The sequence below is a fragment of the Rhodoglobus sp. GW821-FHT12B09 genome, from assembly GCF_058809925.1.
On the sequence record NZ_JBXATB010000005.1, the window covers coordinates 112,359 to 137,229 of the forward strand.

The window sequence follows — 24,871 nt, forward strand, 5'->3', positions numbered from 1 at the left end:
AAGACGAGGCTACCCCGCCGCGGAGACGTGCCGGAGCAGCTCGGCGGTGAAGCGGTCCGGGTCCTCGAGGTGCGGCGAGTGCCCGGCGCCCTCGAACACCACCTCGCGGTAGCTGCCGCCGTTCGCCGCATAGCGGTCCAGCACGGCCCGCGTCTGCGACACCATTGCCTGCGCGGGGGCGACCTGCGCGCCCGGCCAGCCCGGGATCACCCCGAGCTGCCCGAGGTAGTTGATGTCGAAGAAGGAGGTGTCGGAGACTATCGCGTCCCGGTCGCCGCGCACCCAGAGCACGGGCGGCTTGACGGCGAGGCCGAGGATCCCGGTGAGGTCGAGGTGCTTCGGCGCCATGGCGTTCAGCACGCCGCGGGTGCCCGCAGCGAATCCGGGCCAGTGGGCGGAGGCCGTGGCATCCCCCGGATGATTGTCGATGCCCGTGGCCGTGCTGAGCATCGACGCGACCCAGATGTCCTCCCTGGCCGACTCGTAGCCGGCCGCCACGTAGGCGCTGCGGAAGACGCCGCGCGCGGTCAGCTCGCCCTCCCCCGTGTCGCCCGACGCCAGGTTGGCCACGAACTCGGTGTTGGCGCTGCCGCCGCCGGTGCCCGCGTCGTCGTCCGTCAGGCGCGAGCCGTCGAGGCGCGTTCCCCCGAATCCGTAGGGCGAGACCGGCGACTGCAGCGTGATCGAGCGCACGGGATGCCCGAGCGCGTAGTCCAGCGCGATGCCACCGCCCATGCTCCACCCGACGAGGTGCACGGCCCCGAGCCCGAGCTCCTCGATCACCCCGGCCACGTCGTCGGTGAAGTCGCGCAGCCCGCGCGTCGCATCCACCGGGCGAGCGTCGCTGTCGCCGTAGCCGCGCAGGTCGATCGCCCACACCGAGTACTCGGCGGGGACCGCCAGCATCGTGTCCTGCCAGAACAGCGACGACGAGACGTTGCCGTGCAGGAAGACGATCGCGGGCGCCGCGGCATCCTGCCCCGCTTTCACGAGCACGTTCGACGCCCCGACCTTGCGGCTGGCGATGCCCGGCAGCAGGTCAGACAAGGTAGCGCGGCTCCTCGCCCGCGGCGGTGAGCGCCGTCTCGACCGACGAGCGCAGTAGGGGGCCGAGCACGCCCGCGGGCGACTCGATCCCGAGGCCCTCGAGCAGCGCCGTGGACTGCCGCACGATCTCCCCCGAGAAGCTCGTCGCGGTCGCGATCGCCTCGGCGTACGTCCCGCGGTCGGCCTCGGCCACGATGACGGGCTCGCCGCCCATCTCGACCACGAGCGCCTGCCCGATCGGCAGCACCGGTGTCGGCGCCGTGACCGCGCAGTAGCTCTCGCGCAGGCGCACGAGGTCGAGGGACGTGCCGGTGAAGACCATGGCGGGATGCACGGCGAGCGGTATCGCGCCGGCCGCGACGGCGGGCGCCAGAACCGCACAGCCCAGCCCCGGCGCGGTGTGCAGCACGAGCTGCCCGGGCTGCCAGGTCCCGGTGGCGGCGAGGCCGGCCACGAGCGCCTCGATCTCGTCTTCCGGGATCGCGAGGATGACGAGCTCACTGCGCTCGATGAGGTCGGGGATCTCGAGGATCGGCACCTCGGGCAGCATCGCGCGCGCCCGGTCGCGGTTGCGCTCGCTGACGGCGGCGATGCCCACGATGGCGTGGCCGGCGCCCGCGAGCGCGGCGGCCAGGACGGGCCCGACATGGCCGGCGCCGATAACGCCGACGCCGAGACGCCCGGACTGGGTCACGCCGTGCGCCAGCGGTGGCTCGTGTCCGCGCCCGCGGACGCGACGGCGGTGGCGGAGATGTCTCCGAACGCCGCCACGGCGGCCTCGGCGTCGATGGCACCGAGGTACGGGATCACGGGCCCGGCGACGGTGTGCAGGCGCAGGCCCGCGAGGCGGAGGCGGCGCAGGATCGGCCCCTGGTGCAGCGCGACGCTCTGCATCCGCGCGGCGGGCACGACCACGAGGGTGCGCCAGACCGCGCCGCGGCGCAGCAGGACGGCGCCGGGCACGATCGCGAAGCCGTTGCGGCGCACGGAGAACCAGCGGATGACACGGGCCCGGGGCGGCGAGTTGATGAAGCCGTCGTCCCCGCCCTTCGACGTGAGTCCGCGCTCGAGCAGGGCGATGGACTCCGGGTCGATGAGGCCCGGGAGCACGAGCTCGAGCACCTTGCGCACGTCCGCGAGGTTGCCCACGGGAAGGATCGTGGTGTTCGCCTGGCCCGCCGCCCCCTGCGCGGAGGAGTGCGAGGCGCGGTTGATCTTGATCTCCCACCAGCCGGCGGGGCGCCACAGAAGCGGCTGCGTGACCTCGACGGCGTGGATGCGGCCGGGCGGGAGCGTCTCGTTGCTCGTCGAGAGCAGGCCGAAGCCGACGCGGATGCCGTCCGGGGTCGAGGCGATGCTGTACCGCAGCGACTTGGTGAACTTGGAGATGTAGTAGCTGCCCATGCCGATGATGCCCGGCACGAAGGCGAACAGGAAGAACAGCTCGCCCGTCAGCGTCGTGACCACGATGAAGCCAGCGATCGCGGCGAGCAGGAAGACGGTGAACCCGCTCAGCACGAGCGATCCGATGAGCCGGCCGAGGTGCATCTGCACCACCGACTCCGGCGGGGCGGCATCCGCGGGGAGCTCGGGGGCGAGGAGGTCGTTGACCAGGCGGGTCGAGTAGGCGCCCTCGGGCCGTATGGACTCTGTTGACTCGGGCGCCGTGCCCGACGCGAGCAGCAGGATCTCCCGCCGCAGCTCGTCCGCCGCCGCCGACCCGAGGTAGGCGAGCTGCACGTTGGCGTCCTGCCCCGCGACGCTGATCTCCAGCCGCGCGGCGCCGACCAGCCGCGCGAGGAACGGCCGCACGATGTTGATGCCCTGGATTCGGTCGAGCCGACCGCGGCGGTTGGTGCGGAAGAGGATGCCGCTGCGCACCTCCACCTGCTCGTCGGTGATGCGGAAGGTGTGCATCCGCCACGAGACGTAGAAGCCCCCGATGAACAGCAGCAGGCCGACGATGATCGCGAGGATGATGAGGCCCGCGTAGTCGTGCTCGATGATCCAGACGAACGGGTCGTACTCATCGCCCGGGCCGCCGCCGATCACGATGTTGATGAGCACGTCCCGGAGGTTCACGACGATCACGCCGAGGATGGCGATGAGCGCGATGCCGCCCTTGAGCAGCGGGGTGGCGGGGTGGAGGCGGTGCCACTCCCCGTCGGCGAGGCGGCCGGTCGGCAGAGACTCAGTGGCCGTCACAGCCCAGCCCTGCGGCTCTCCGCGAGCGCGACGAGCCTGTCCCTCAACTCCTCGGCGTCAGCCTCGGGCAGGCCCGGGATGGTGACGCCCGAGCTTGCGGCGGCGGTGACGAACTTGAGCTCGCTCAGGCCGACGGCGCGGTCCAGCGGACCGCGGTTGATGTCCACGAGCTGCATCCGGCCGTACGGTACGGCGACGAAGCGCTGGAACATGAGCCCCCTGCGGAACACGAGGTCGTCCTCGCGCAGCTGGTAGCCCATGGCCCGCACCCGGCGCGGGATGAGCGCGAGGGCGATGATGAACACCACCGCGAGGGAGGCCGGCAGTGTCCACCAGAAGATGTTGTGGGTCACGAACGCCGGGATCGTGGACGCGGCGACCACGATGACGCCGAAGATCAGGTTGCCGACCAGGTCGACCACCACGTACTTCGGCGAGACGCGCTTCCACTCGGCCTGCTGCAGTTCGAGTCTCACGAGAGTCCTTGCGGGTCGGGGGTACCGGGGCGCTTCTTCTTATCCTCGTCGTCGGGCGGGATCGTGCACCAGTGCTCGGCGATCAGCCCCGCGACGAGGAGGACGATCGCACCGACCGCGGTGGCGATCCCCATCGTGACCGAGCCTACCGCCGGTATGACGGAGCGGCTCAGGAGGTAGCCCGCGATCCCGAGCCCCGCGCCGGCGAGCAGCGCGCCGCCGAGGCTCGACGCCTTCGCGAGCAGCACCACCCGCGCGGCGTAGAACGGGTCGACCCGGGCGGTCCGGTCGCCGCGCGCGACCCGGCGCACCGGCCAGGCCATCGCGACGATGATCGCCCCGATGAGCACGAGCGCGACCGCGAGGGTGAACGGCGGAATGAGAACAGGGCGCCCGGATGCCGCGAGCGCCACCTCCACGAACCACAGCGCTGCTCCGCCGAACACGGCGAGCATGAGCAGGTGCAGCGGCTTCGTGCGCGTCACAGCAGTGGCTCCGCGGCGTACGGGACCGGGCTCTCGCCGGTCGCGGCGAGCAGCTTGTCGACGCGGCCGAGGCCCGGCAGCGCGGCATCCGGATCGATCTGGAGCCAGGGCGCGAGCACGAAGGCGCGCTCGGCGGCGCGCGGGTGCGGCACGGTCAGGTCCTCGCTGGCGATGAGGAGGCCGCCGAACTCGATGATGTCGAGGTCGAGCGTGCGGTCGCCCCACCGGGCGGCGCGCACGCGGCCGTGGGCGGCCTCGATCCCGTTGAGGGCGCGCAGCAGGTAGTGGGCGTCGAGGGTGGTGCGGACGGCTGCCACCGCGTTGAGGTAGGCCGGGGCATCCGTGTCGACGCCCTCGGGCTTGAGCGCCGGGGTCTCGACCAGGCCGGAGACGGCGGTGACCTCGACCCCGGGCAGTGCCGCGATGTCGCGGACTGCCGCACGGAGAATCGCCTCGCGATCGCCGAGGTTGCTGCCGAGCGCGACCACGGCCGAGCTGTAGTGGAGTTCCGACATCAGAGGCTGAAGCCCGTCTGGCGCTGCGGCGCCGTGCTGACCCGCGTGATCGTCACAGAGACATCCTCGAACGGAACGGTGATCGGCGCAGCCGGCTTGTGCACGGTGACCGTCGTCGCGGTCGCGGCACGGTGCGCGAGCACCACGCGGGCAACGCGCTCGGCGACCGTCTCTATCAAGTCGACCGGGTCGCTCTCGACGGCGGCCACGATCTCCTCGGCGAGGACGCCGTAGTGGACTGTGCGGTCCAGGTCGTCCGAGGCCGCCGCCGCCGCGAGGTCGAGGTAGACGACGGCGTCGATCACGAAGACCTGCCCGTCGACGCGCTCATGCTCGAACACGCCGTGGTGGGCGGTGGCGCGAAGGCCTGTCAGGGTGATGTTGTCGCTGGGGTTCACTGCGCCCGTCCGTTCTTCCACGCCTCGACGACTCCGAGCGCGGCGCGCGTCGACGGGATGTCGTGCACCCGCACCGCCCACACCCCGGCCTGGGCCGCGAGCGCGCTCACCACCGCGGTCGGCAGGTCGCGGTCGGCGGTTGTCGCGCCCTCCGGCAGCACCTCCCCGAGGAACCGCTTGCGCGAGGCGCCGATGAGCAGCGGATGCCCGAGCGTCGCGAGCTCGTCGAGCCGCCCCAGCAGCTGCCAGTTGTGCTGCGCGTTCTTGGCGAACCCGAGCCCGGGGTCGAGCACGACCTGGTCCTTCGCGATGCCCCAGACGAACATCTCGGCGAGGCGGGCCTTCAGCTCGTTGCGCACGTCGACGACCACGTCGTCGTAGGTGGCGAGGCTGTCCATGTCGGTGCTGTGCCCGCGCCAGTGCATCGCGATGTAGAGGAGCTTCGACTGCGCGATCGCGCGGTACATCTCCGGGTCGGCGAGGCCGCCGGAGACGTCGTTGATGACTGATGCCCCCGCCTCCGCCGCGGCGAGCGCCGTGGACGAGTTCATCGTGTCCACACTCACCGGCACGCCGGCGGCCACCAGCCCGCGGACCACGGGGATGACGCGCTCCTGCTCCTCCGCGGGGTCCACCCGCTCGGCGCCGGGCCGCGTGGACTCGCCGCCCACGTCGACGATGTCGGCGCCCTGGTCGCGCAGCTGCACGCCGCGGGCCACGGCCTCGGCCGCATCGGCGAACTGGCCGCCGTCGCTGAAGGAGTCGGGGGTGACGTTGAGGATGCCGAAGACCCGGGGGCTCATTCCGCGCTCCCGATCAGGGCCATCGCCTCGGCGCGCTGCACCGGGTCGGAGAGGATGCCGCGGCTCGCCACGGTCACGGTCGAGCTGTGAGCCTGGCGGGTGCCGCGGGCCCAGACGCACCCGTGCACCGCGTCGAGGACCACGAGCACGCCGCGGGGGTTGAGGCCCTCGGTGAGGGCATCCGCGATCTCCTCCCCCAGGCGCTCCTGCAGTTGCGGGCGGGAGGCGAGCGTGTCGACCACGCGGGGCAGTCGGCCGAGGCCGACGATGCGATCGCCCGGGACGTACGCTACGTGCGCGACGCCGCGGAACGGCAGCAGGTGGTGCTCGCAGATCGACCGGAACTCGATGTCGCGCACGAGCACGAGCTCGCCCGTGCCCTCGGTCGGGACGGTCTCGCGCAGGTGCTCGACGGGGTCCGTGCCGAGCCCCTGGAAGAACTCGCCGTAGGCCTCCGCCACGCGGCGGGGGGTGTCGACGAGCCCCGGCCGGGCCGGATCCTCCCCGATAGCGGAGAGCAGTTCGGCTACGGCCGCCTCAATGCGTCCGGGGTCGATGGCCATGGGCGGCCTCAGGCGGTCGCGATGCCGGGTGTCTTGCGGGGACGGGGTGCCCGGGTCGGCTTCGAGGGCGTGTCCGACTGGACGCCGCCGTCCACGAGGCCGGAGTCGACGGGGATCTTCGACGGAACCTTCACGGGCGGGCGGTCGGACAGGGGCCGGGTGTCGCTCGAGAGCCACTGCGGGCGCTCGGGCAGCTTCTCGATGCCCTCGAAGATCGCCGCGAGCTGCGTGTGGTCCAGGGTCTCCTTCTGGAGGAGCTCGGCCGCCAGCTTGTCGAGGGTGTCGCGGTTGGTGTTGAGCACCTGCCACGCCTCGTCGTGCGCCTGCTCGATGAGCGCGCGCACCTCCTCGTCGATCGTCTCGGCGATGTTGTCGGAGTAGTCGCGGCTGGCGCCCATGTCGCGGCCGAGGAACGGCTCGCCCGCGGTCAGACCGAGCTTCACGGAGCCGACCTTGGTGCTCATGCCGTACTCGGTGACCATCTTGCGGGCGATCGCCGTCGCCTTCTCGATGTCGTTGGAGGCGCCGGTCGTCGGGTCGTGGAACACGATCTCCTCCGCGACGCGGCCGCCCATCGCGTAGGTGAGCTGGTCGAGCAGCTCGTTGCGCGTGACGGAGTACTTGTCCTCGAGGGGCAGCACCATCGTGTAGCCGAGGGCACGGCCGCGCGGCAGGATGGTCACCTTCGTCACGGGGTCGGTGTTGCGCATGCTCGCCGCCGCGAGGGCGTGGCCGCCCTCGTGGTACGCCGTGATGAGCTTCTCCTTGTCGTTCATCAGGCGCGTGCGGCGCTGCGGGCCGGCCATGACGCGGTCGACCGCCTCATCCAGCGCGCGGTTGTCGATGAGCTGGGCGTTGGAGCGCGCGGTGAGCAGCGCTGCCTCGTTGAGCACGTTCGCGAGGTCGGCGCCCGTGAAGCCCGGCGTCTTGCGGGCGAGCACCTCGAGGTCGACGCCGTCGGCCATCGGCTTGCCCTTGGCGTGCACCTCGAGGATCTGCTTGCGGCCCTGCAGGTCGGGCGAGTCGACGCCGATCTGGCGGTCGAAGCGGCCCGGGCGCAGCAGCGCGGGGTCGAGCACGTCGGGGCGGTTCGTCGCCGCGATCAGGATGACGTTGGTCTTGACGTCGAAGCCGTCCATCTCCACGAGCAGCTGGTTGAGGGTCTGCTCGCGCTCGTCGTTGCCGCCGCCGATGCCGGCGCCGCGGTGGCGCCCGACGGCGTCGATCTCGTCGATGAAGATGATGGCCGGGGAGTTCTGCTTGGCCTGGTCGAACAGGTCGCGCACGCGGCTCGCGCCGACACCCACGAACATCTCGACGAAGTCGGAGCCGGAGATCGTGTAGAACGGCACGCCGGCCTCACCGGCGGTCGCGCGGGCGAGGAGGGTCTTGCCGGTTCCGGGAGGGCCGTACAGCAGCACGCCCTTCGGGATGCGGGCGCCCACCGCGAGGAACTTCGCGGGCTCCTTGAGGAAGTCCTTGATCTCCTCGAGCTCCTCGATGGCCTCGTCGGCACCGGCGACGTCAGCGAACGTGACCTTCGGCGCCTCCTTGCCCACGAGCTTCGCCTTCGACTTGCCGAACTGCATGACGCGGTTGCCGCCGCCCTGCATCCGGGAGAGAAGGAAGTAGAAGATCACGCCGATGATCAGGAACGGCAGCAGGATGCCGATGAGCTGCGTGAAGAAGTTGGTCTGGGGAACCTCGTCGTCGAAGTCCTTGAGGTTTGCGTCGTTGATCGCGGCGACGACCTCGGTGCCGCGCGGGGCGACGTAGTAGAACTGCACCTGCTTGCCGTTGTCGCCGTCGGCCTTGGTGAGCGTGAGGTCTACCCGCTGCTCCCCGTCGACGATCTTCGCCGACTCCACGGTCGATCCCTTGAGCAGGTCGAGGCCCTCCTGGGTGGAGACCTCCTTGAAGCCGCTGCCGGTCAGGAGGGTCGTGCCGATCCAGACGGCCGCGATGGCGAGCACGATGTAGATGATCGGGCCACGAAAGATGCGCTTGAAGTCCATGATGTTTCGGGGCCGTCAGGCCCCCGACCTTCCTGCTGGGAAAACGTCCTGTAAGGCTACCGGTACGGCGCTGCGAGCCATCTGGATGTTCGCCGCAGGCGCACCCCCAGTAGCGGTGTGGTCGGCCTCGCGCCACAGGTTTCACGTGCCGCTACGGAAATACCTGGCGCGCGACGGTAAATCTGTGGCGCGACTCAGGCGTACACGTGCGGCGCGAGCACCGCGACACCGCGCAGGTTGCGGTACTTCTCCGCGTAGTCCAGGCCGTAGCCGACCACGAAGGCGTTCGGGATGTCGAAGCCGAAGTACTTCACGTCGACCTCGACCTTCGCGGCCTCCGGCTTGCGCAGCAGTGCCAGGATCTCGAGGCTCTCGGGACCGCGGCTCTCGAGGTTCGCGCGCAGCCAGGCGAGAGTGAGGCCGGAGTCGATGATGTCCTCGACGATGATCACGTGGCGGCCGGCGAGGTCGGCGTCCAGATCCTTCAGGATGCGCACGACACCGCTCGACTCGGTGCTCGCGCCGTACGACGAGACGGCCATGAAGTCGAGGTCGACGTGCATCTTGAGCTCGCGCGCGACATCCGCCATCACCATGACCGCGCCCTTGAGCACGGCGACCAGCAGCACGCGCTCCCCCGCGTAGTCGTGCTCGATGCGCCGGGCGAGCTCCGCGATCTTGTCGTGGATCTGCTGCTCGGTGATCAGCACCTCCGTGATGTCGTCGGCAACGTCGCTCAGTTCCATGCCGTCCAGCTTATGGCGGGTTGAGTAGCGCGCTCTGGCGCGCGTATCGAAACTTACGGCGGGTTGAGTAGCGCGCCCTGGCGCGCGTATCGAAACCCCATGGTTTCGATACGGCCATGGACGGCCCGCTCAACCCGCCGTGAAACGAATCGTGCCGCCCGCGCGCGCCGCCGTGAGACCCGGCAGGTCGATCGGGCCCTGGCCGTGCCAGTCGGTGACGAGCCGCGCGACCTCGAGCGTCTGGGCGCGGCTCAACGACACGTGGAACTCGCTCGCCACCACCAGCCGGATGAGCCGCTGCCGCAGCGCCGCGGGCTGCACCTCGAGCGCCCGCACCGGCAGCGAGATGCCGGCCTCCGAGTGCTCGGCGAGGTCCTCCGCGATCTCCTCGGCGAAGTGGTCGAGCGCCTCCGCGTCCTCGCGCAGCTGCTCGGCGGTGCGGGCAAGTGCCTCCGGGATGCCCGGGCCGAGCTCCTCTTCGAGCACGGGCAGCACCCGCCGCCGGACGCGGACGCGCGCGTACGCCGCGTCGTCGTTCTGCGGATCGAGCCAGGGCTCCAGCCCGGCATCCGCGCAGGCCTGCACCGTGGTCGCGCGCCGGATGCCCAGTAGCGGCCGCAGGTAGAGCCCGCTCACGGCGGCCATGCCCTGCAGGCTCGCGGCGCCGCTGCCGCGGGCGAGTCCGAGCAGCACAGTCTCGGCCTGGTCGTCGAGCGTGTGGCCGAGCAGCACGGCGGCGGCCCCGGTCTCGGTGGCCGCGGCCTCGAGCGCCGCGTAGCGGGCCGCGCGGGCGGCGGCCTCGGGGCCGCCCTCCGTGCCGACGGTGACGGTCTTCACCAGGACCGGGTCGAGGCCGAGGTCGACGGCCTGCCGGGCGGCGCGCGCCGCGGCATCCGCCGAACCGGCCTGCAGCCCGTGGTCGACGACCACCGCACCCGCGCGGACCCCGGCGCGAGGCGCCTCGAACGCGGTGGCCGCGGCGAGCGCGAGGGAGTCGGGGCCGCCGCTGAGGGCGACGAGCACGAGGCCCTGGTTTGTGGCAGGCTCAGCCAGCGACACGCGCACGGCACGGCGCAGGTCGGCAACTGCCGGGGTCAGCCGTGGGCGATCGGAAGGCATCCGCTAACGTTATCCGCAGCAACCCCAAGACTTTAGGAGCAGTGTCATGGCCGCCTACGACGTCATCGTCGAGATCCCCCAGGGGAGCCGCAACAAGTACGAGGTCGACCACGAGACCGGCCGGGTGTTCCTCGACCGCTACCTCTTCACCTCGTTCGCCTACCCGACCGACTACGGCTTCTTCGAGCACACGCTCGGCCTCGACGGCGACCCGGTGGACGCGCTCATCCTGCTCGACGCGCCCACCTTCCCCGGTGTCGGCATCAAGGTGCGCCCGGTAGGCGTCTTCAACATGACCGACGACGGCGGCAGCGACGCGAAGGTCATCTGCGTGCAGGCGAAGGACCCGCGCTGGAGCCACATCCAGGACCTCGCGGATATCCCGGAGTTCACGAAGAAGGAGATCGAGCACTTCTTCGAGCACTACAAGGACCTCGAGCCCGGCAAGTGGGTCAAGATCGACGGCTGGGGCGACGCGGCAGAGGCCGAGGCCGTCATCCAGGCGGGCATCGCGGCGTACGTGCCGCCGGCCGGCCACTAGGCGTCGGTGGGTTGAGTAGGCCGCCCGCGGCCGTATCGAAACCCGTTTGACCGGTTTCGATACGCGCGCCAGAGCGCACTACTCAACCCGCGATACGCGCGCCAGAGCGCACTACTCAACCCGCACTAGCCCGTCGGGCGCGCCCCGTAGAACATGAGGTCGTAGTAGCGCAGGTTCGACACCTTCACGGGCACGCCCTCGTACTGCGCCTCGATCATCTGGCCTCCGCCGATGTAGAGGGCCGTGTGGTACGTCGAGGCGCCGCCGTCGTCGGAGTAGAACACGAGGTCGCCGCGCTGCAGCTGGCTCACCGGCACGAGCTTCCCCAGGCCCGCGAGGTACCGGTACTGGCTGGTGGACCCGTGCGCCCCGATGTACACGCCCGCCGCGGCGTAGGCCGCCTTGGTGAGGCCTGAGCAGTCCCAGCTGTCGGGGCCGGAGCCGCCGTACTCGTAGGCGTCGCCGAGCTGCGCCCGCGCGTACGAGATCGCGGTCTCGACCGCCGACGAGGCGGGCGGGTTCGGGGTCGTGGGCGGAGTGCCGGGGCTGCCGGGGTTGCTCGGATTCCCCGGGGTGCCCGGCCCGGTCGGCGGAGTCGTGGGCGGGTCCGGCGGGTCGGTAATGCCGATCAGGTACTGGCGCTCGACCTCCGCCGTGGTGCCCTTGAGCGTCGCGAGCTTGTCGTAGAGCTGGTCTGCAGCGGCCTGCTGAGCCGCCACTTGCGCGAGCATGTCCGTGGACGCACGGTTCGCCGCATCCAGAGCCTGCTGGGCGGATGCCGCGAGCGCCTGCCGCGCGGACTCCGCCGTCTCCGCCTGGTCCGACAGCGCGGCGGCCACGTTCTGGTCGTGCTGCGCGCGCTCGTAGATCTGCGTGGACTGCTCGGTGAGCTTCGACATCGTGCCGAGGTTCTCGAGCAGGTTCTCGGAGTTGTCGCTGAGCATCAGGCTGATGCCGAGATCCGATCCGCCCGCGCGGGCGAACTGCGCGACGAGCTGGCCGGCGCGGCGGGAGGACTCGCGGGCCTGCGCCGAGGCATCCCGAGCCTGGTCCTGGAGCCGGTCGGCCTTGCTGGATGCCGCGTCGAGAAGCTCGCGCGCGACGTTGTAGGCCTCGCCCTTGGCCTGCGCGGCGCGGCCGAGCTCGGCCGCCCTGGACTCGAGGGAGACGAGGTAGCCCTGGATCTTGTCGATCTCGGCGGCCGTCGCGGCCTCGTTCGCACGGGCGTTCTGCACGTCGTCCCAGGTGGGGTAGTCGTCCGCGAACGCGGGGCTCGCCACCCCCAGGGCGAGCAGCAGGCTCGCGGAGACGACGACGGTGAGTGCCCTCGAGGGGCGGACGTGCGCGCGCACTACCGCCTCGAGCCCTCACCGCGGTCAGCCAAGCGTGATGCCCTGCCCTGCCATGAACGGAACCGGGTCGACGTTGTTGCCGTCGAGGATGACCTCGTAGTGCAGGTGGCAGCCGGTCGAGTTGCCGGTGCTGCCCACATAGGCGATGTTCTCGCCGACGCCCACGGACTCGCCGCTGGAGACTCGGATGCCGCCGTCGACGATGTGGCCGTAGCGGGTCACGATGCCGTCGCCGTGGTCGATCATGATCTCGTTGCCGTAGCCGCCGTTCCATCCGTACAGGGCGAAGATGACGGTGCCGGCGTGCGCGGCGTAGATGTTCGCGCCGCAGCCCGCGCCGAGGTCGGTGCCCTTGTGGAACTTGCTGCCGTAGTCGGCGCTCCAGCCGAAGACGGCGGTGATGTAGCCGCCGGCGGGCTTGGCCCATCCGGTGCTGCTGATCTCGCCGTCGTAGTTGGGGTCGGCGTCGAACTGAGCCTGGATGCCCGCCTTGTAGTCGGCCTCCGTGGCAGCCCGGTTCTCGCGGAGCACGACCAGCTGGGCCTCGAGCTGCGCCGCGTGCTGCTGCTGGGCGGCGAGGGCGGCGCCAGCGGCATCCGCCGCGGCCTTCGCCTCGTTGAACGCCTTCTCGGAGGCCGCCTTGAGCACCTCGAGCTCGGCCTTGGCGACGTTCGCCTGGTCGGTGAGCGCCTGCGCCGTGTTCTTGGCGTTGATGGCGCTGTCGGTGATCGCTTTGGCCTGCTCGGAGATCTTGCTCGACATCCCGAGCCCGTAGAGGAGGTTGTCCGCGTCGCCCGCATTGAGGAGGAGCTTGGCGGTCATGTCGCCGCCGCCGCCGCCCCCGCGCAGCAGCTGGGCAGCCATCTGGCCGAAGCGCTGGTCGGAGACTGCGGCCTTCGCGCTGGCCTCGTCCGCCTGCTCCTGGAGGGTGTTCGCCTTGGAGAACGCGGCCTGGTACTTGTTGTCGGCTTCCTGCCAGATCGTCGCCTTGGCCTCGGCGTCCTTCTGGGTGCGCTCGGCCTCTGCCTTCAGGCTCGCGATCAGCGCGCGAATGCGGTCGACCTGCACGGCCGTGGCCTGCTCGTTGTCGCGGGCCGCTGCGACGTCGTCCCACGAGGGGTAGTCGTCGGCCCACGCGGGAGCGGTGGCGACGGTCGTGCCGGCGATGCCGATGCCGATGGCCACGGCGAGTGCGGCAATGCGCATGCGCAGCGCCGAACCCTTCGCCCCCCGGCGGCCGGTGTTTCCACCCACGGTGATCGTGCCCATTGCTCCCCGAATCGTGTTGTCCCGCGTGAAATCACGTTGGTAACACTGTTAACAGTGCCAACAGTAGCAACGCGTCGCGGGAATGCCCAGCAAAACCTTCAATTGCAGCTTGAAACTACCTCCGAGCCGGCCGGATGCCACGGACATCCGCGCACTTTCGCGGATTGTGCCCGCGTTTGGCATTTGCCGCTGCCCCCCTTATGCTTGACCCTCGGTAGCTAAGAAGTCCTGCGGACGTCGAGGCCCCATCGTTTAGTGGCCTAGGACACCGCCCTTTCACGGCGGCAGCACGGGTTCGAATCCCGTTGGGGTCACACGAAGTTCCATCAGCTCCACAATGAAATAGCTAGGCCCTGTAGCGCAGTTGGTTAGCGCGCCGCCCTGTCACGGCGGAGGTCGCCGGTTCAAGTCCGGTCAGGGTCGCAAAAGTTCGACTTCTCTCGAGCGGTCGCGCTTGGAACGGCTCTGTAGCTCAGTTGGTAGAGCGCACGACTGAAAATCGTGAGGTCACGGGATCGACGCCCGTCGGAGCCACTGTCTTTTGTGCTGGTCAGAGGCCTATTTGGCCTTCAATGTGCTGCGCAAAATTCCATGAAAGTGCATGGTTTGCCCACATTTGCCCACGGATCACCCACAGTTGCCCGGCTTTTTCGTGGGCAAGCACCCTCGAATGCCCAGTAAGCAGGAGGTATGGACACGATTTCAGGTCGTGACGTCACCTCGGGGGTTATGGGAGTGAGTCCTGCAGACGATCCAGCTCCGCTGGCGCACATCCCTTCACTGCTTCGATTGTGACAAGCAGAAGTGACGAGGCCGTGGCAGTCTCGTCGTCGATCGGGAACCGTCCAACCGGATACTCCTGAGAGAACGCAGTGATGAGGTCGACGTCTGACGCGATCGCGCGAACATCAGGACGCGGTTTGAGGCATTGCGCGCCAATGTCATGCAGGGCATCGTGGATGACTTGGACAGCGCCCGCCGGCGCCTTGCTCGTTGGCCCGAAGTCGGTTGCGCCGACCCAGAGATCGCTTTCGTTGCTGCCTACTCCGGCGAGGGCTGTGGTCAGAAGCGCGGCGAAAATGACGGGCGGGACGGCGAACGCAGCGATCAGCGGCCAGCGTGGGCGTCTCGCGGGCTCCTCGGTGGAGTTCATGTCGACCAGTGTCTTGATGAATCATGTGCGCACCCGGAGCACAACCCAGGTCGCACCGGCATCTTCTGTGTAGGCGATGCCGCGATCGTCAGCGACATAGAGGCGTGCTCCGTCGACAGCGAATGCCTGCGGGGTTCCTTCTACTGTGTGGCCGTGAACCCAGTCCTGGCCCGCGGCGCGGGTCCAAATCGTGCCGGTAGTGTCGACGCCAGCGAGCGTGCCGGAGCCATCACCCGCGATGACGTAGAGGCCAGGTGCGTCGGGATCGACAGTAAACGTCGCACCGCCATCATCACTGGTGGCGAGCCCGTCTGGGGTGGTAGCAAAGAGCTGATCTCCGACCGCGAGTATGTCGCGGGCATCCAACACTGCGCCGGAGCTCCAGGTGACACCTCCGTCGAGGCTGCGTTCGACTCGACCAGCGGACGCGTCGTATCCGAACACTCGAGGGGGACGATCACCACCGGTCATCACTGTCAGCCCGTGGAAGTCGGTCTGCCCGGTGAGGGACACATTGGTCCAGGTCTTCCCAACATCGGCGCTCGTGATCAGCCCCAGGCTAGGGCTGCCGAAGCTGGGCGGCGTCGTCGGTCCAGGGTGGCCTGATGCGTACGCAATCCCGTCGGCGAGCGTGAATCCCATCGGGTCGAAATCGAGGCCGGCGATCGGCCCGACGGCTGCGGTGGCACCGTCGATGCCGATGGTGAGCCGGTACAAGCCTTCATGAGTGGCCACCAGTAGAGTGCCGTCGTTTGGGTCTACCACGAGCTCGTGGATGTGCTCGAATACCGTCGCTGCCACTCCTGTCGGATCCGCAGCGGGTGCTGCGGCGGGGGAGCAGCCGGTGAACAGCATGGTCGCAGCAACGATGGCCGCAGCACCGGACGTGAGAGCAAGAATTCGGGTGCCCTTCATCGTGACACCGATGAGGTTTGGGCGATTTTTCGGGTATTCATGGGATGTCCCTTCCAAGAGTCAGACCGCCGTAGCGGCTGAACGTTGAGTTTGCTGAAATTGCTGTCCCTGTTGGTGCTTGACAGCAACGCTGGTCGTGGTCAATGCCCTTCATGCCGAACTTCATCCCAACGTGATCCCTCTGTCTGACATAAACGTGGCAGGGCTGACGGTCTCACCGTTGACTCGGACTTCGAAATGAAGGTGGCATCCCGTGGAGTTGCCGGTGGTGCCTCCGCGAGCGATGTTCTGCCCGACGTCCACCTGCTGGCCCGCTGAGACGAGCACTCCACCCTCCAGCAGATGCGCGTACGCGGTGCGCACTCCGTTGCCATGCTCGAGGATGATGTAGTTTCCATAGCCGCCGTTCCATCCTTCGGCGGCGAATATGACTGTGCCGCCCGATGCTGCGTAGACGTTCTGGCCGCAGGCGAAACCCAAGTCGATGCCTTTGTGGAAGCTTGTTCCGTACTGCTCGCTCCAGCCGTAGATCGACGTAATGTAGCCGGGGGCTGGCCGCGCCCACCCGCTCAGGCTGATCTCGCCCGCATCCAGGCTCGCTCCGGATCCGACTCTCTCCCGCACGCCTGCGAGATAGTCGGTCTCAGTAGCTGCTCGGCGTTCGGACAGGACAACTAACTGCTGCTGAAGGGTCGCCTCGTTGTTCGTCTGCTCGTTCAGTGCAGTCGCCGCAGCCTCCGACGCCGCCTGCGCCTGTGTGAACGCCTCCTCGGCGACGGCGCGGATCTCGGCGAGTTGCTCTTGTGCGACGTTTGCCTGGTCGGTAAGCGCCTGGGCCGTGTTCTGGTCCATCAGAGCCCGCTCGTAGATGGCGTTGGCCTGTTCGGCGATCTTCTGGGACATTCCCAAGCCGTAGAGCAGGCCGTCAGCGTTACTAGGGTTCAGGAGAAGTTGCATCGTGGTGTCGGTGGCCCCGACGCGCATAAGTTGGGCGGCCATTTGGCCGGCTCGCTGCCGAGAGGCGGCGGCCTTCGTGTTGGCTAGGTCTGCTTGGTTCTGAAGTGTTTTTGCCTTTGACACGGCTTCTTGGAACCTTGTATCGGCGGCCTCCCAGAGTGCGGCTTTGGCCTCGGATTCGGCAGCCGCTCGGTTTGCTTCGGCTTGCAGTCCGGCGAGCAGGTTTTGAATTTCGACAATGCGAGCCTGCGTGGCCGCCTCGTCATTGCGGGCAGCCGCGACATCATCCCAGGTTGGGTATTCCGTCGCATGAGCTTCCCCGACAGGCAGCATGGCGAGGCTGGCCACGACGACTATCGCCACCACAGCAATGAGCTGCCGAGGGACGGCCGTGTGTCGTGCCCCCCTGCTTCTTCGGAAAGGGAGACTCCGGTTCGGGCGGGATGACTTGTTAATGGACATTTCGTGTGTCATTAGGGCTGGACGTTGATGATCATCGTCAATCCCCCGGCGCCATCCGTCTCAACATTGTTGTTGGTCGTGTGATGGTTGATGTGGCAGTGGATAAGCCACTGTCCCGGCTGGAGCGCTGTCCAGACCACGTCGTACCGCTGACCGGGTGCCACGTTGACCGTGTCAGCCTCGTACCGCTGGTCGGGCGCAAGTTGGTTGCCGTCGACTGCGGTGACGGTGAATGGTCCCCCGTGTATGTGCATCGGGTGAATCCCCACCGAGTCCGATCCGATGAAGCGCACTTTGACGGTTTCGCCGACCTTCATGTTGATGGTCTCGGTTGCCGGATACGCTTTGCCGTTGATCGTGAAGTAGTTGGCCATTCCCCCTTCCATCGGCATTGCCGGATAGGTAAGGCCCTCACGCTCGAGCCATTCCCCGAGTTGGATCGTGTAGTCGTGGTCGGTTGCCACCTCATCAGCGGGGTTCTTCGGGGAGATGATGATCGCCCCGTACAGTCCTAATGCCTGTTGCCGATCGGCGTGATCGTGGGAGTGATAGAAGTAGGTTCCCCACTGGGTCACCGTGTACTCGTAGCTGTAGATTTCGCCCGGCTCAATCGCATCTTGAGTGATCCCAGCGGGTCCGTCCATGTTGTTGGGCACGTCGAGTCCGTGCCAATGAACTGTTGTCGTCTCGTCCATGGCGTTGGTGACGTCAATGCGAACTCGGTCGCCCTGCGTGAAATTGAGCCGCGGGCCGGGAACCTGGCCGTTGTACGCGTAAGCGTCGACAGTCTGTCCCGGATAGATTTCCCACCTGATCAGAGAGACGGTGAGCTTGAAGACCTTGACGCCGTCCTCCATAGTGGGTTCCAGGACTTGGTCGCCGCGCGTGTTCGATGCGTAGGTTGCGGTCACTGCGTTGGGGTTTACGGCTGCCATGTCGACCATCGCCTCCGCAGGGGTGTCGCGGGTCATGATCATGCCGGGAGGCATGATCAGCCCTCCCACGTCTCTGGCGCTGAGGCTCATGTTGACGGAGTTGGCGGGCGCGAGCATCCCGGTCACCAGCGCGATCGTCGCGACGCCGGCCACCGCGGCCAGCTGCGGAATCGTTACCTTACTGGCAGCGTTCATGGTGTGGGATTTTCCGTTGTCGAGAGAGTCAGTCGCGCTCGAGGACATCGATGGCATACTCATGGCGCCGTGGCTGACGGGCATCTTGGCTTTGCGACTTGTCATGAGGCCGTGTTTCAGGCCGTTCTTCACCAACCACACGTTGGCCGGGTATGCGAGGGTGAACCCGGCGGCAACGCCGACTGACATCACACCCCAGAACACGAGTTCGGTGGGGTCCATCGCGCGCATGTCTCTTCCCATCATCAGGAAGGTCATGACGGGCGCCATCCCGGCCATCATGAAGTTCATGCTGATGAACTCTGGCAAGAAGGACCGTCGCACGTTGGAGAGGTAGCTGCCCCCCATCACGTTCTTCATGAAGAGTGCCTGGAAGATGAGCAGTCCAAACGCGAAGCCCGCGATGTATTCGATGATCAGGTCTAGCCACATGGGCAGCCCGAGAGTGGCAGTGATGACGGCGGCGGCGATGATGCCTGTCGCGTCTCCGGCGACACAGTGGATCGTAGAGCCGATGCCCTGCTTCCAGAGCGGGCGCGTGAACTCTTCATGCTCCCCCGGTCGCGGCTCCTTGTCCGCGAGCACGTAGAGCAGGAGGCCGATCGGTCCCAGGTAAAGGGTGACGAGGATGAAGCCCCACTTCATCACTGCCGGTTCAGGATTGTTCCGGAATTGATCGATACCGACGTAGACGGTGCTCGCGATCGCCAACGCAAACCACGCGGCAAGGAAGTAGTCGATGGGTTGGATGAACATAGCCGATCCTTTGCTCAGGTCAGATGGGAAGAACGGTTCCGCCGATGAGGTACTGCAACTGCGACATCAGCGCTGTCCAGAGGCCGGTAAGCATCAGCACCCCGATGAGGGCCAAAGTTGCGCCGCCGAGGATGTTGATGACTCGTACGTGGCGTTTGAGGAATCCGATCGCCGAGGCCGCCCAGCCCAACCCAAGCGCGGAAAGCATGAAAGGAACGCCCAGGCCAACGCAGTAGAAGAAGGCGAGTAATGCACCACGCCACGGCGAGCCTGAGTTCAAGCTAAGGACAGAGATCGCGGCAAGCGTGGGGCCGAGGCATGGTGTCCAGCCAAATCCGAAGACAATGCCGAGCAATGGGGCGCCGGCCAACCCCACGCGGGGCGACAGCGGTACTCGCGCTGTGCGTTGCATCCAGGGGATCGCGCCAACGAACACCGCCCCCATCAAGATCAGGAACCCGCCCATCACGCGGGTGAGCAGATCTTCCCATCGCAAGAGCCACAGCCCGATGGAGCCGAACGCGGCGCCGTAGGCGACGAAGACCAAGGCGAAGCCGAGAACGAAGAGGGCAACTCCGATGACGGTTCGTCTTCTCGATGTGCGTCCGTCGGTGGTTGCCATGCCGCCGACGTACGCGAGGTAGCCGGGGATCAGGGGAAGAACGCAAGGCGACGCGAAGGAGATTAGGCCTGCAAGGGTGGCGAGCAGGATAGCCAGCACGAGCTGCCCGTTAACGATGGTGTCGACGACACTGTCACCCATCGGTTACCTTCTGCCGAGCTGCGAGCTTTGCGCGTTCCTCTGTCTCTACCTTCGCTTGGGCTTTCCGTTCGTTGCGATCGGCGTGAATGATCGACCGGATGACGAACCAGAAGATCAGGCCTACGAGGACGGTGGGAGCCAAGGACCACAGTGCGTTGAGCCAGAAGTCCTCGATCATGTTCGGGTGTTCGAGGTGGGGCGCTTACGTCCAGCGAGGATCGCACCGAAGACCAGCAGGACGCCGCCCATGGGGTAGCCTGCCGCGAGGTCCAGCCAGCCGGGAGGCTGTCCCGGTCCAAACGCCTCGAGGTGGGCAAGCCAGTGCGTAGCCGCCACGACGACGCCCGCCAGCATGAGGGCCTGGCCGACTCTCACCAAGCGCCGGTGTAGGCGCCAACTCTTTTCCGCGTCGTATGGCGCGGGGGCCTTCTTGTTTTGAGGGTTCATGATGCCGAGATACCTTTCGTGAGGGGTTGGGATTGTTGCTCGAGGGGGTTGGCATGGTGGTTGGCGAAAGAATCGATGACGTTTTCCAGGCCCGGGTCGTCTCCGCGGGACAACCCTCCATATTCGATCGTGAGGCCGTGCCGGTCCTTCGTGGCTCGCACCCAGACGCGGCGTCGGGGGACGAAGAAGGCGGCGGCGAGACCGGCAATGACCGTGATCGCGAAGAACAACATGAAGCCCTTGGTCGGGTCGTGTGAGATGTCGAACGACGCGAACCGCTTCGTGTCCAGGAATTCCACGCTGCCGAGTCCATCGGGAAGCAGTGCGGATTCGCCTGGCCGAATCTCGATGGCGGAAGTTGTGGTCCCGCGCCCCGCGATCTGGGTCATCTTGGAGGTATCGAGTGCGTAGACGGACTTGGGGTCTCCGCTACTGAGTCCAAGATCGCCCGTGTACACGTTGAGTGTGAGAACGGGGTTTTGCAGGTCGGGATAGATGGAAGCGAACGCTCCGCTGGCCGACGTGGCCTTTGTCGGGTAGAAGAATCCGATCATTCCTACCTGCTCCGCTAGGCCGTCAGGCACCTTAATGACGCCGAGGCTCGTGAGGTTTGCGTCCTGCGGGAGGAAGGGGATGGTGTCCGTGAACACGACGTCGCCTGCCGGGTTCTTGACGACAATTTCGGGGGCATAGCCATTGCCCAAAAGATAGACCTGAGTTGAATCGATCGTGAGCGGCTCGTTGACCCGAACTTTTGAGCGCACGGCCTGGGTTGCGTTCTGTTCTTGTGTGCTGACGGAAGCTGTGTAGTCGGTGATGAATCCGAGGGTCGAGGGGTTGTCTTCGACGTAGGTGACGGAGAACGCGTTCAGGGTCAGGGAGTACGGCTCGAGCTGAGAGTCGCTGAAGAATCGCCCCGGCGTAAAGGAGTCGTAGGCGGATCGCGTGTTGACGAAGGTTTGGCCCTCGACCACGACGCGCTGCCCGGTATAGGTGAATCCGCCCCCGATCGCGACGGTCAGCAGGATGCCGATCAGAGCCAGGTGGAAGACAAGATTTCCGGTCTCCCGCAGATACCCGCGCTCTGCTGACACGGACACTGTGTCGACTCCCTCAGTTGAGTCATCGTTTTCATAGAGACGGGTCCGGTACCGCTGGGCTCGAAGGATGCGTTCAGCCGCGCGAATGGTTGCGATTGGCTCGACTTCATTCTGCGCGAGCGTGAACGTTCGACGCTCGTAAGCGGGAAGCCGAGCCATATTCCGGGGGGTTCGTGGAGGGGACTGCCGCAAAGCGATCCAGTGGTGTCGAGTGCGGGGTATGACACAACCGATCAGGGAGATGAAGAGCAGGAGGTAGATCGCCGAGAACCACACGGAGGTGTAGACGTTGAAGAGTTGCAGCGCATCTATCGTCTTCGCGCCAGATGGGTTGGATTTGAAGTACTGAACCACCCCGTTCGGATCTGACGAACGCTGGGGAAACAGCGACCCAGGCACCGCCGCCAATGCCAGAAGCAAAAGCAGCAGCAGCGCGGTCCGCATACTCGTGAGTTGGCGCCACGACCAGCGAGCCCACCCAGTGACGCCAAGCGGCGGGGATACGACCGTCGAAGCTGCGCCGCGATCAAAATGGTCCTCGGGTCGACCACTGGTCTCGCCCGCTTCCTCCTCGACCCTGCCCGTTCGGAGCGTCATTGTTGGATGACCTTGGAGGGTTCGTCAAGGGTCTGGTCCTTGACCGCATCGGACAGGTTGTTGCGGCGATTCATGTAGACGGCAAGGATGCAGGCGCCGACTACGGCGGCCGCGCCTGCAGTGAGGATGTTGATCTTCACTCCCAGGATCTCGAGCTCTGTGGGATCCAGGCGGAAAGATTCGAACCAGGCCCTGCCAATGCCGTACCAAATGAAATAGGTGCCAATAGCAAACCCAGGCCGACGTCGCGTGAGCCGTTCTATCCCGAGGATCACGATGATGCCCGCGAGGTTCCACAGCATCTCGTAGAGAAACAGCGGGTGAAAGAGGGTGCCCGGCGAAAGGCCGTCTGGGAACGCGGGACTGCTCGTGGAGATCTCGAGTCCCCACGGGAGGGTTGTTGGGGTCCCGAACAACTCTTGGTTGAAGTAGTTGCCGATACGTCCGATGGCCTGAGCCAAGAGAAGACCGGGCGCGAGAGCATCGGCGAAGACGACGAACGGCACCCCGCGGCGCCGCGCGCCAATCCATGCCCCCAACGCGCCAAAGGTGATCGAGCCGAAGATGGCTAGCCCACCCTCCCACACGTAGAGCACCCTCCAGAGGTCCGCGCCTGCGTAGAAGTAGTCGGTCGGGTGCGTGAACACGTGGTACAGACGTCCGCCAAGTATTCCGATCGGCACGGCCCAGATCGCGATGTCTAGGGCAGCACCGCTGGGGAAATCGAGTCGGCGCATTCGCCGTCCGGTGATGGCAGTTGCCGCAGCGATGGCGGCAAGCATGAATAACGCGTAGAAGTGAATTCGTAGCGGCCCGATGTCGATGAAGCTGATGTCGGGGCTGGGGATGGCTATGGGGAGCATGGAATGGTTCTCGCCTTTCGGATGGGTGCAGTGCGTCGTTCGTGTGCGGGTGTCATTGCTCGGCGACCGCATCGCTGATCAGCGTGTTCAGAATCGATTTGTCGAGCCTTCCGACGATGCGCGCCGCGATTCGTCCCTGCCGGTCGAGCACGAGAGTGGTCGGCACCGCATCGGGAGCAATTTCGCCAGCGAAGGCCAGCTGGATTTCTCCGCCGTCAGCGTCCAGGAAGGACGGGTACGTGACCCCGAACGCGTCAGCGAATGACTGGGCGGTTCCGGCTTGGTCCCTCACGTTTACCCCGACAAACTGCACGCCGTCAGGCTGGTACTTGATGTTGAGCGCCTCAAGATCAGGCGCCTCAGCGCGACAGGGGGCGCATCCGGCGTACCAGAAGTTGACTACGACAACGCTGCCGAGCCAGTCTTCGGACGACCCGCTGGGGCCTGTGTCAAAGGTCCCCGAGAAGGCAATGGGGTCACCACGGTCGGCCGCGTCGATCTCCGTCACCGGGCCAACGGAGGAGTACCCGCCGCCGGCGTTCGCTAGCGGCGTGCTCTCCACGCAGGCGCTTAAGCCGAGCAGGACTGCGGCGAATGCTGCTGCAGTAAGCAGGATCGTTTTCGATCTAGCGGACTGCCGGGGCCTGATCATGAGCCGATCTTCGCTTTCATCCAGGCATACGGATCAGTCGGAGTAACCCCGTCCAGGAGGATCTCGAAGTGGAGGTGCGCACCGGTGCTGATGCCCGTGCTGCCGACCTGGCCGACAAGCGTGCCGACAGTTACGACGTCTCCCACCACCAAGGGGGAAGAACCTTCGATCATGTGCGCATAGCGGCTGCCGATGACTTGCCCATCTATCTGGTGGGTGATGATGACGTAGGTTCCGTAGTCCCAGTCGTTAGCGCCCACCTCGGTGACCACGCCGTCGGCAATGGCCTGGATCGGGGTACCCATCCCTGGGTTAATGTCGATGCCCTTGTGGAAGGTCGGGCAACCATCACAATCGCGGTATCCGAACCAGCTGCTGATCGGAGCACCGACGAGGAATGGCCACTGAATCGGGGAGTTCGGGTTGTTGGTGAAGGTGTCGTCGGTACGTGAATATGGAGCGCCGTAGGGAACGGTTTTGGTCACAGTGAAGGTGTCGCGGTCGGCAGAAGTGTTCGCATCCATCGTGCTGGTGCTGGAGACGCGCAGGGACTGAAGCTGTGCGGGCTCGCCGGGAACTACCGCAGTAGCCGCGCCCTCCGGCGCTGCGTATGCGGGCAGGAGGTAGGTGCCCATCAACAGCGCCACCAACACGATCGCGCCGCCCCCCTTGGCACTACTTCGAAGAGTGCGCGCTGCCTTGGGGCGTGTTGGCTTGGAGCGTTCCCGACTTCTGCGGATTGACACGACCCCGGGCGGCTGGTGCCGCGAGCGTCGTGCTGTCCTTTCGAGGCTGAGGATCTCGCGACGGGTGAGAGCTGCCGGGGTGTCCGGGTAGCGGTAAGTCATGGGTGTCCAAACTGGGCGCCAGAGGGCGGCCGAAGGAAGAGCGGGTAGAGGGCCGCGGCGGGGCACAGGCCGCCGCGGCCCGGACGAGGTCCTGACAGCTGTTACAGCGTGTCGAGGAGGTCCTTCATGCGGGCGATCTCAGCCGTCTGGTCATCGACGATCTTCTGCGCGAGAGCGAGCGCATCGGCGTTCTGGCCGGTCTGCAGTTCGGTCTTGGCCATGTCGATGGCGCCCTCGTGGTGCACGGTCATCTGCTCGAGGAACAGCTTGTTCGCTTCCGAACCGGAGGCAGCCTTCAAAGCAGCCATGTCCGCGTCGGACATGGTTCCACCCATGTCCATGCCGTCCATCGAACCGCTGGCTCCCCAGCTATCCAACCAGCCATTCATCGTGTCAATCTCGGGGCCCTGGGCGTCCTTGATGTTCTGTGCCAGCTCGGTGACGCGGGGGTCTACACCATCCTTGTCAAGCACCATCTGGGCCATCTCAACTGCCTGCTCGTGATGGGCAACCATTTGCATGGCGAAGGTGATGTCGGCGTTGTTCGCGCTGGACGATTCGGATGAGCTGGAGGTCGAAGGCGAGGAGCCGCCTCCCATGTCCATGCCCTCCATCGAGCATCCGGCGAGGGCCAGGGTCGTTGCGAGCGCACCAGAAAGGAGCGCGATTGTGCGGATTTTCATTGTGATTCTCT

27 protein-coding genes and 3 tRNA genes are annotated in these 24,871 nt (G+C 66.7%); 4 read left to right on the plus strand and 26 right to left on the minus strand.

The window, feature by feature from the left end:
- Window positions 1-9: 9 nt before the first annotated feature.
- The 12 genes from AC1RTC_RS11530 to tilS all read right to left on the minus strand — a co-directional run bounded on the left by AC1RTC_RS11530 (window position 10) and on the right by tilS (window position 10,372).
- The gene (locus AC1RTC_RS11530) at window positions 10-1,047 is read right to left on the minus strand and encodes an alpha/beta fold hydrolase (RefSeq protein ID WP_493155770.1); all 1,038 of its coding nucleotides are present in this window, start codon (window positions 1,045-1,047) and stop codon (window positions 10-12) included.
- Window positions 1,040-1,741 carry a Rossmann-like and DUF2520 domain-containing protein gene (locus tag AC1RTC_RS11535; protein ID WP_493155771.1) on the minus strand — a complete coding sequence of 234 codons (702 nt, stop codon included), beginning with the start codon at window positions 1,739-1,741 and terminating at the stop codon, window positions 1,040-1,042. The genes AC1RTC_RS11530 and AC1RTC_RS11535 overlap by 8 nt, the downstream gene beginning before the upstream one ends.
- Entirely contained in the window at window positions 1,738-3,252 is a 1,515-nt protein-coding gene (locus AC1RTC_RS11540; RefSeq protein WP_493155773.1) for a PH domain-containing protein, read from the minus strand. Before AC1RTC_RS11540 ends, AC1RTC_RS11535 begins: the two co-directional genes overlap by 4 nt.
- A complete protein-coding gene (locus AC1RTC_RS11545; protein ID WP_493155775.1) occupies window positions 3,249-3,728 on the minus strand; it encodes a PH domain-containing protein in 480 nt (159 codons plus the stop codon). Before AC1RTC_RS11545 ends, AC1RTC_RS11540 begins: the two co-directional genes overlap by 4 nt.
- Window positions 3,725-4,213, minus strand: a complete 489-nt coding sequence (locus AC1RTC_RS11550) for a DUF3180 domain-containing protein (RefSeq protein ID WP_493155777.1) — start codon at window positions 4,211-4,213, stop codon at window positions 3,725-3,727. The genes AC1RTC_RS11545 and AC1RTC_RS11550 overlap by 4 nt, the downstream gene beginning before the upstream one ends.
- Window positions 4,210-4,728, minus strand: a complete 519-nt coding sequence (gene folK, locus AC1RTC_RS11555) for a 2-amino-4-hydroxy-6-hydroxymethyldihydropteridine diphosphokinase (RefSeq protein WP_493155779.1) — start codon at window positions 4,726-4,728, stop codon at window positions 4,210-4,212. Before folK ends, AC1RTC_RS11550 begins: the two co-directional genes overlap by 4 nt.
- Window positions 4,728-5,126, minus strand: a complete 399-nt coding sequence (gene folB, locus AC1RTC_RS11560) for a dihydroneopterin aldolase (RefSeq protein ID WP_493155781.1) — start codon at window positions 5,124-5,126, stop codon at window positions 4,728-4,730. Before folB ends, folK begins: the two co-directional genes overlap by 1 nt.
- A complete protein-coding gene (gene folP / locus AC1RTC_RS11565; RefSeq protein ID WP_493155783.1) occupies window positions 5,123-5,929 on the minus strand; it encodes a dihydropteroate synthase in 807 nt (268 codons plus the stop codon). The genes folB and folP overlap by 4 nt, the downstream gene beginning before the upstream one ends.
- A complete protein-coding gene (folE, locus tag AC1RTC_RS11570) occupies window positions 5,926-6,492 on the minus strand; it encodes a GTP cyclohydrolase I FolE (RefSeq protein WP_493155784.1) in 567 nt (188 codons plus the stop codon). Before folE ends, folP begins: the two co-directional genes overlap by 4 nt.
- A gap of 8 nt (window positions 6,493-6,500) precedes the next feature.
- Window positions 6,501-8,507 carry an ATP-dependent zinc metalloprotease FtsH gene (gene ftsH / locus AC1RTC_RS11575; protein WP_493155786.1) on the minus strand — a complete coding sequence of 669 codons (2,007 nt, stop codon included), beginning with the start codon at window positions 8,505-8,507 and terminating at the stop codon, window positions 6,501-6,503.
- 194 nt (window positions 8,508-8,701) lie between these two features.
- The gene (gene hpt, locus AC1RTC_RS11580) at window positions 8,702-9,253 is read right to left on the minus strand and encodes a hypoxanthine phosphoribosyltransferase (RefSeq protein ID WP_493155787.1); all 552 of its coding nucleotides are present in this window, start codon (window positions 9,251-9,253) and stop codon (window positions 8,702-8,704) included.
- A gap of 129 nt (window positions 9,254-9,382) precedes the next feature.
- Window positions 9,383-10,372, minus strand: coding sequence for a tRNA lysidine(34) synthetase TilS (gene tilS, locus AC1RTC_RS11585; protein ID WP_493155789.1), 990 nt, complete (start codon window positions 10,370-10,372; stop codon window positions 9,383-9,385).
- Window positions 10,373-10,418: 46 nt separating this feature from the next.
- Here tilS and AC1RTC_RS11590 point away from each other — a divergent pair, with 46 nt between their 5' ends.
- Window positions 10,419-10,913 carry an inorganic diphosphatase gene (locus AC1RTC_RS11590; RefSeq protein ID WP_493155791.1) on the plus strand — a complete coding sequence of 165 codons (495 nt, stop codon included), beginning with the start codon at window positions 10,419-10,421 and terminating at the stop codon, window positions 10,911-10,913.
- A gap of 125 nt (window positions 10,914-11,038) precedes the next feature.
- Here the strand turns inward: AC1RTC_RS11590 and AC1RTC_RS11595 are convergent, their stop codons facing one another.
- Together AC1RTC_RS11595 and AC1RTC_RS11600 are read right to left on the minus strand one after the other, a co-directional pair.
- Window positions 11,039-12,265: a C40 family peptidase gene (locus tag AC1RTC_RS11595; RefSeq protein ID WP_493155793.1), complete on the minus strand. Its 1,227-nt coding sequence runs from the start codon at window positions 12,263-12,265 to the stop codon at window positions 11,039-11,041.
- 24 nt (window positions 12,266-12,289) lie between these two features.
- Window positions 12,290-13,534 carry a peptidoglycan DD-metalloendopeptidase family protein gene (locus AC1RTC_RS11600; protein WP_493155795.1) on the minus strand — a complete coding sequence of 415 codons (1,245 nt, stop codon included), beginning with the start codon at window positions 13,532-13,534 and terminating at the stop codon, window positions 12,290-12,292.
- Window positions 13,535-13,775: 241 nt separating this feature from the next.
- On the opposite strand from AC1RTC_RS11600, the gene AC1RTC_RS11605 reads away from it, so the two are divergent.
- The 3 genes from AC1RTC_RS11605 (at window position 13,776) to AC1RTC_RS11615 (ending at window position 14,068) form a co-directional block, all read left to right on the plus strand.
- Window positions 13,776-13,848: transfer RNA gene (locus AC1RTC_RS11605), tRNA-Glu, on the plus strand.
- Between the two features lie 35 nt (window positions 13,849-13,883).
- A tRNA-Asp gene (locus tag AC1RTC_RS11610) sits at window positions 13,884-13,957 on the plus strand.
- Between the two features lie 38 nt (window positions 13,958-13,995).
- Window positions 13,996-14,068 (plus strand) — tRNA-Phe (locus AC1RTC_RS11615).
- Between the two features lie 193 nt (window positions 14,069-14,261).
- Here AC1RTC_RS11615 and AC1RTC_RS11620 read toward each other — a convergent pair.
- From AC1RTC_RS11620 to AC1RTC_RS11675, 12 genes are all read right to left on the minus strand, one after another.
- A complete protein-coding gene (locus AC1RTC_RS11620) occupies window positions 14,262-14,687 on the minus strand; it encodes a hypothetical protein (protein WP_493155797.1) in 426 nt (141 codons plus the stop codon).
- Between the two features lie 21 nt (window positions 14,688-14,708).
- Window positions 14,709-15,602, minus strand: coding sequence for a WD40/YVTN/BNR-like repeat-containing protein (locus AC1RTC_RS11625; protein WP_493155799.1), 894 nt, complete (start codon window positions 15,600-15,602; stop codon window positions 14,709-14,711).
- 162 nt (window positions 15,603-15,764) lie between these two features.
- On the minus strand, window positions 15,765-16,907 hold the full coding sequence (locus tag AC1RTC_RS11630) for a M23 family metallopeptidase (RefSeq protein WP_493155800.1): 1,143 nt from the start codon (window positions 16,905-16,907) through the stop codon (window positions 15,765-15,767).
- A gap of 125 nt (window positions 16,908-17,032) precedes the next feature.
- Window positions 17,033-18,907: a multicopper oxidase domain-containing protein gene (locus AC1RTC_RS11635; protein ID WP_493155801.1), complete on the minus strand. Its 1,875-nt coding sequence runs from the start codon at window positions 18,905-18,907 to the stop codon at window positions 17,033-17,035.
- 19 nt (window positions 18,908-18,926) lie between these two features.
- Window positions 18,927-19,670 (minus strand): cytochrome c biogenesis CcdA family protein, encoded by a 744-nt coding sequence (locus tag AC1RTC_RS11640; protein WP_493155803.1) that lies wholly within the window; start codon window positions 19,668-19,670, stop codon window positions 18,927-18,929.
- A complete protein-coding gene (locus AC1RTC_RS11645; RefSeq protein WP_493155804.1) occupies window positions 19,663-19,848 on the minus strand; it encodes a hypothetical protein in 186 nt (61 codons plus the stop codon). The genes AC1RTC_RS11640 and AC1RTC_RS11645 overlap by 8 nt, the downstream gene beginning before the upstream one ends.
- On the minus strand, window positions 19,845-20,045 hold the full coding sequence (locus AC1RTC_RS11650) for a hypothetical protein (protein ID WP_493155806.1): 201 nt from the start codon (window positions 20,043-20,045) through the stop codon (window positions 19,845-19,847). The genes AC1RTC_RS11645 and AC1RTC_RS11650 overlap by 4 nt, the downstream gene beginning before the upstream one ends.
- A gap of 68 nt (window positions 20,046-20,113) precedes the next feature.
- Entirely contained in the window at window positions 20,114-21,814 is a 1,701-nt protein-coding gene (resB, locus tag AC1RTC_RS11655) for a cytochrome c biogenesis protein ResB (RefSeq protein WP_493155808.1), read from the minus strand.
- Window positions 21,811-22,677, minus strand: coding sequence for a prolipoprotein diacylglyceryl transferase (gene lgt / locus AC1RTC_RS11660; protein ID WP_493155810.1), 867 nt, complete (start codon window positions 22,675-22,677; stop codon window positions 21,811-21,813). The genes resB and lgt overlap by 4 nt, the downstream gene beginning before the upstream one ends.
- Before the next feature lie 52 nt (window positions 22,678-22,729).
- Complete coding sequence (locus AC1RTC_RS11665; RefSeq protein ID WP_493155812.1) at window positions 22,730-23,329, minus strand: TlpA family protein disulfide reductase; 600 nt, start codon at window positions 23,327-23,329, stop codon at window positions 22,730-22,732.
- Window positions 23,326-23,964, minus strand: a complete 639-nt coding sequence (locus AC1RTC_RS11670) for a M23 family metallopeptidase (protein ID WP_493155993.1) — start codon at window positions 23,962-23,964, stop codon at window positions 23,326-23,328. Before AC1RTC_RS11670 ends, AC1RTC_RS11665 begins: the two co-directional genes overlap by 4 nt.
- A 314-nt stretch (window positions 23,965-24,278) precedes the next feature.
- Window positions 24,279-24,860 carry a DUF305 domain-containing protein gene (locus tag AC1RTC_RS11675; RefSeq protein ID WP_493155814.1) on the minus strand — a complete coding sequence of 194 codons (582 nt, stop codon included), beginning with the start codon at window positions 24,858-24,860 and terminating at the stop codon, window positions 24,279-24,281.
- Window positions 24,861-24,871: the final 11 nt, after the last annotated feature.

Excerpts from the sequence above, each read along its gene's own strand:
- folK (WP_493155779.1), bottom strand. The coding sequence starts at position 4,728 with ATGTCGGAACTCCACTACAGCTCGGCCGTGGTCGCGCTCGGCAGCAAC.
- folP (WP_493155783.1), bottom strand. The coding sequence starts at position 5,929 with ATGAGCCCCCGGGTCTTCGGCATCCTCAACGTCACCCCCGACTCCTTC.
- folE (WP_493155784.1), bottom strand. The coding sequence starts at position 6,492 with ATGGCCATCGACCCCGGACGCATTGAGGCGGCCGTAGCCGAACTGCTC.
- ftsH (WP_493155786.1), bottom strand. The coding sequence starts at position 8,507 with ATGGACTTCAAGCGCATCTTTCGTGGCCCGATCATCTACATCGTGCTC.
- hpt (WP_493155787.1), bottom strand. The coding sequence starts at position 9,253 with ATGGAACTGAGCGACGTTGCCGACGACATCACGGAGGTGCTGATCACC.
- tilS (WP_493155789.1), bottom strand. The coding sequence starts at position 10,372 with ATGCCTTCCGATCGCCCACGGCTGACCCCGGCAGTTGCCGACCTGCGC.
- AC1RTC_RS11590 (WP_493155791.1), top strand. The coding sequence starts at position 10,419 with ATGGCCGCCTACGACGTCATCGTCGAGATCCCCCAGGGGAGCCGCAAC.
- AC1RTC_RS11600 (WP_493155795.1), bottom strand. The coding sequence starts at position 13,534 with ATGGGCACGATCACCGTGGGTGGAAACACCGGCCGCCGGGGGGCGAAG.
- AC1RTC_RS11620 (WP_493155797.1), bottom strand. The coding sequence starts at position 14,687 with ATGAACTCCACCGAGGAGCCCGCGAGACGCCCACGCTGGCCGCTGATC.
- AC1RTC_RS11625 (WP_493155799.1), bottom strand. The coding sequence starts at position 15,602 with ATGAAGGGCACCCGAATTCTTGCTCTCACGTCCGGTGCTGCGGCCATC.
- AC1RTC_RS11635 (WP_493155801.1), bottom strand. The coding sequence starts at position 18,907 with ATGTTCATCCAACCCATCGACTACTTCCTTGCCGCGTGGTTTGCGTTG.
- AC1RTC_RS11640 (WP_493155803.1), bottom strand. The coding sequence starts at position 19,670 with ATGGGTGACAGTGTCGTCGACACCATCGTTAACGGGCAGCTCGTGCTG.
- AC1RTC_RS11645 (WP_493155804.1), bottom strand. The coding sequence starts at position 19,848 with ATGATCGAGGACTTCTGGCTCAACGCACTGTGGTCCTTGGCTCCCACC.
- resB (WP_493155808.1), bottom strand. The coding sequence starts at position 21,814 with ATGACGCTCCGAACGGGCAGGGTCGAGGAGGAAGCGGGCGAGACCAGT.
- lgt (WP_493155810.1), bottom strand. The coding sequence starts at position 22,677 with ATGCTCCCCATAGCCATCCCCAGCCCCGACATCAGCTTCATCGACATC.
- AC1RTC_RS11665 (WP_493155812.1), bottom strand. The coding sequence starts at position 23,329 with ATGATCAGGCCCCGGCAGTCCGCTAGATCGAAAACGATCCTGCTTACT.
- AC1RTC_RS11670 (WP_493155993.1), bottom strand. The coding sequence starts at position 23,964 with ATGGGCACCTACCTCCTGCCCGCATACGCAGCGCCGGAGGGCGCGGCT.
- AC1RTC_RS11675 (WP_493155814.1), bottom strand. The coding sequence starts at position 24,860 with ATGAAAATCCGCACAATCGCGCTCCTTTCTGGTGCGCTCGCAACGACC.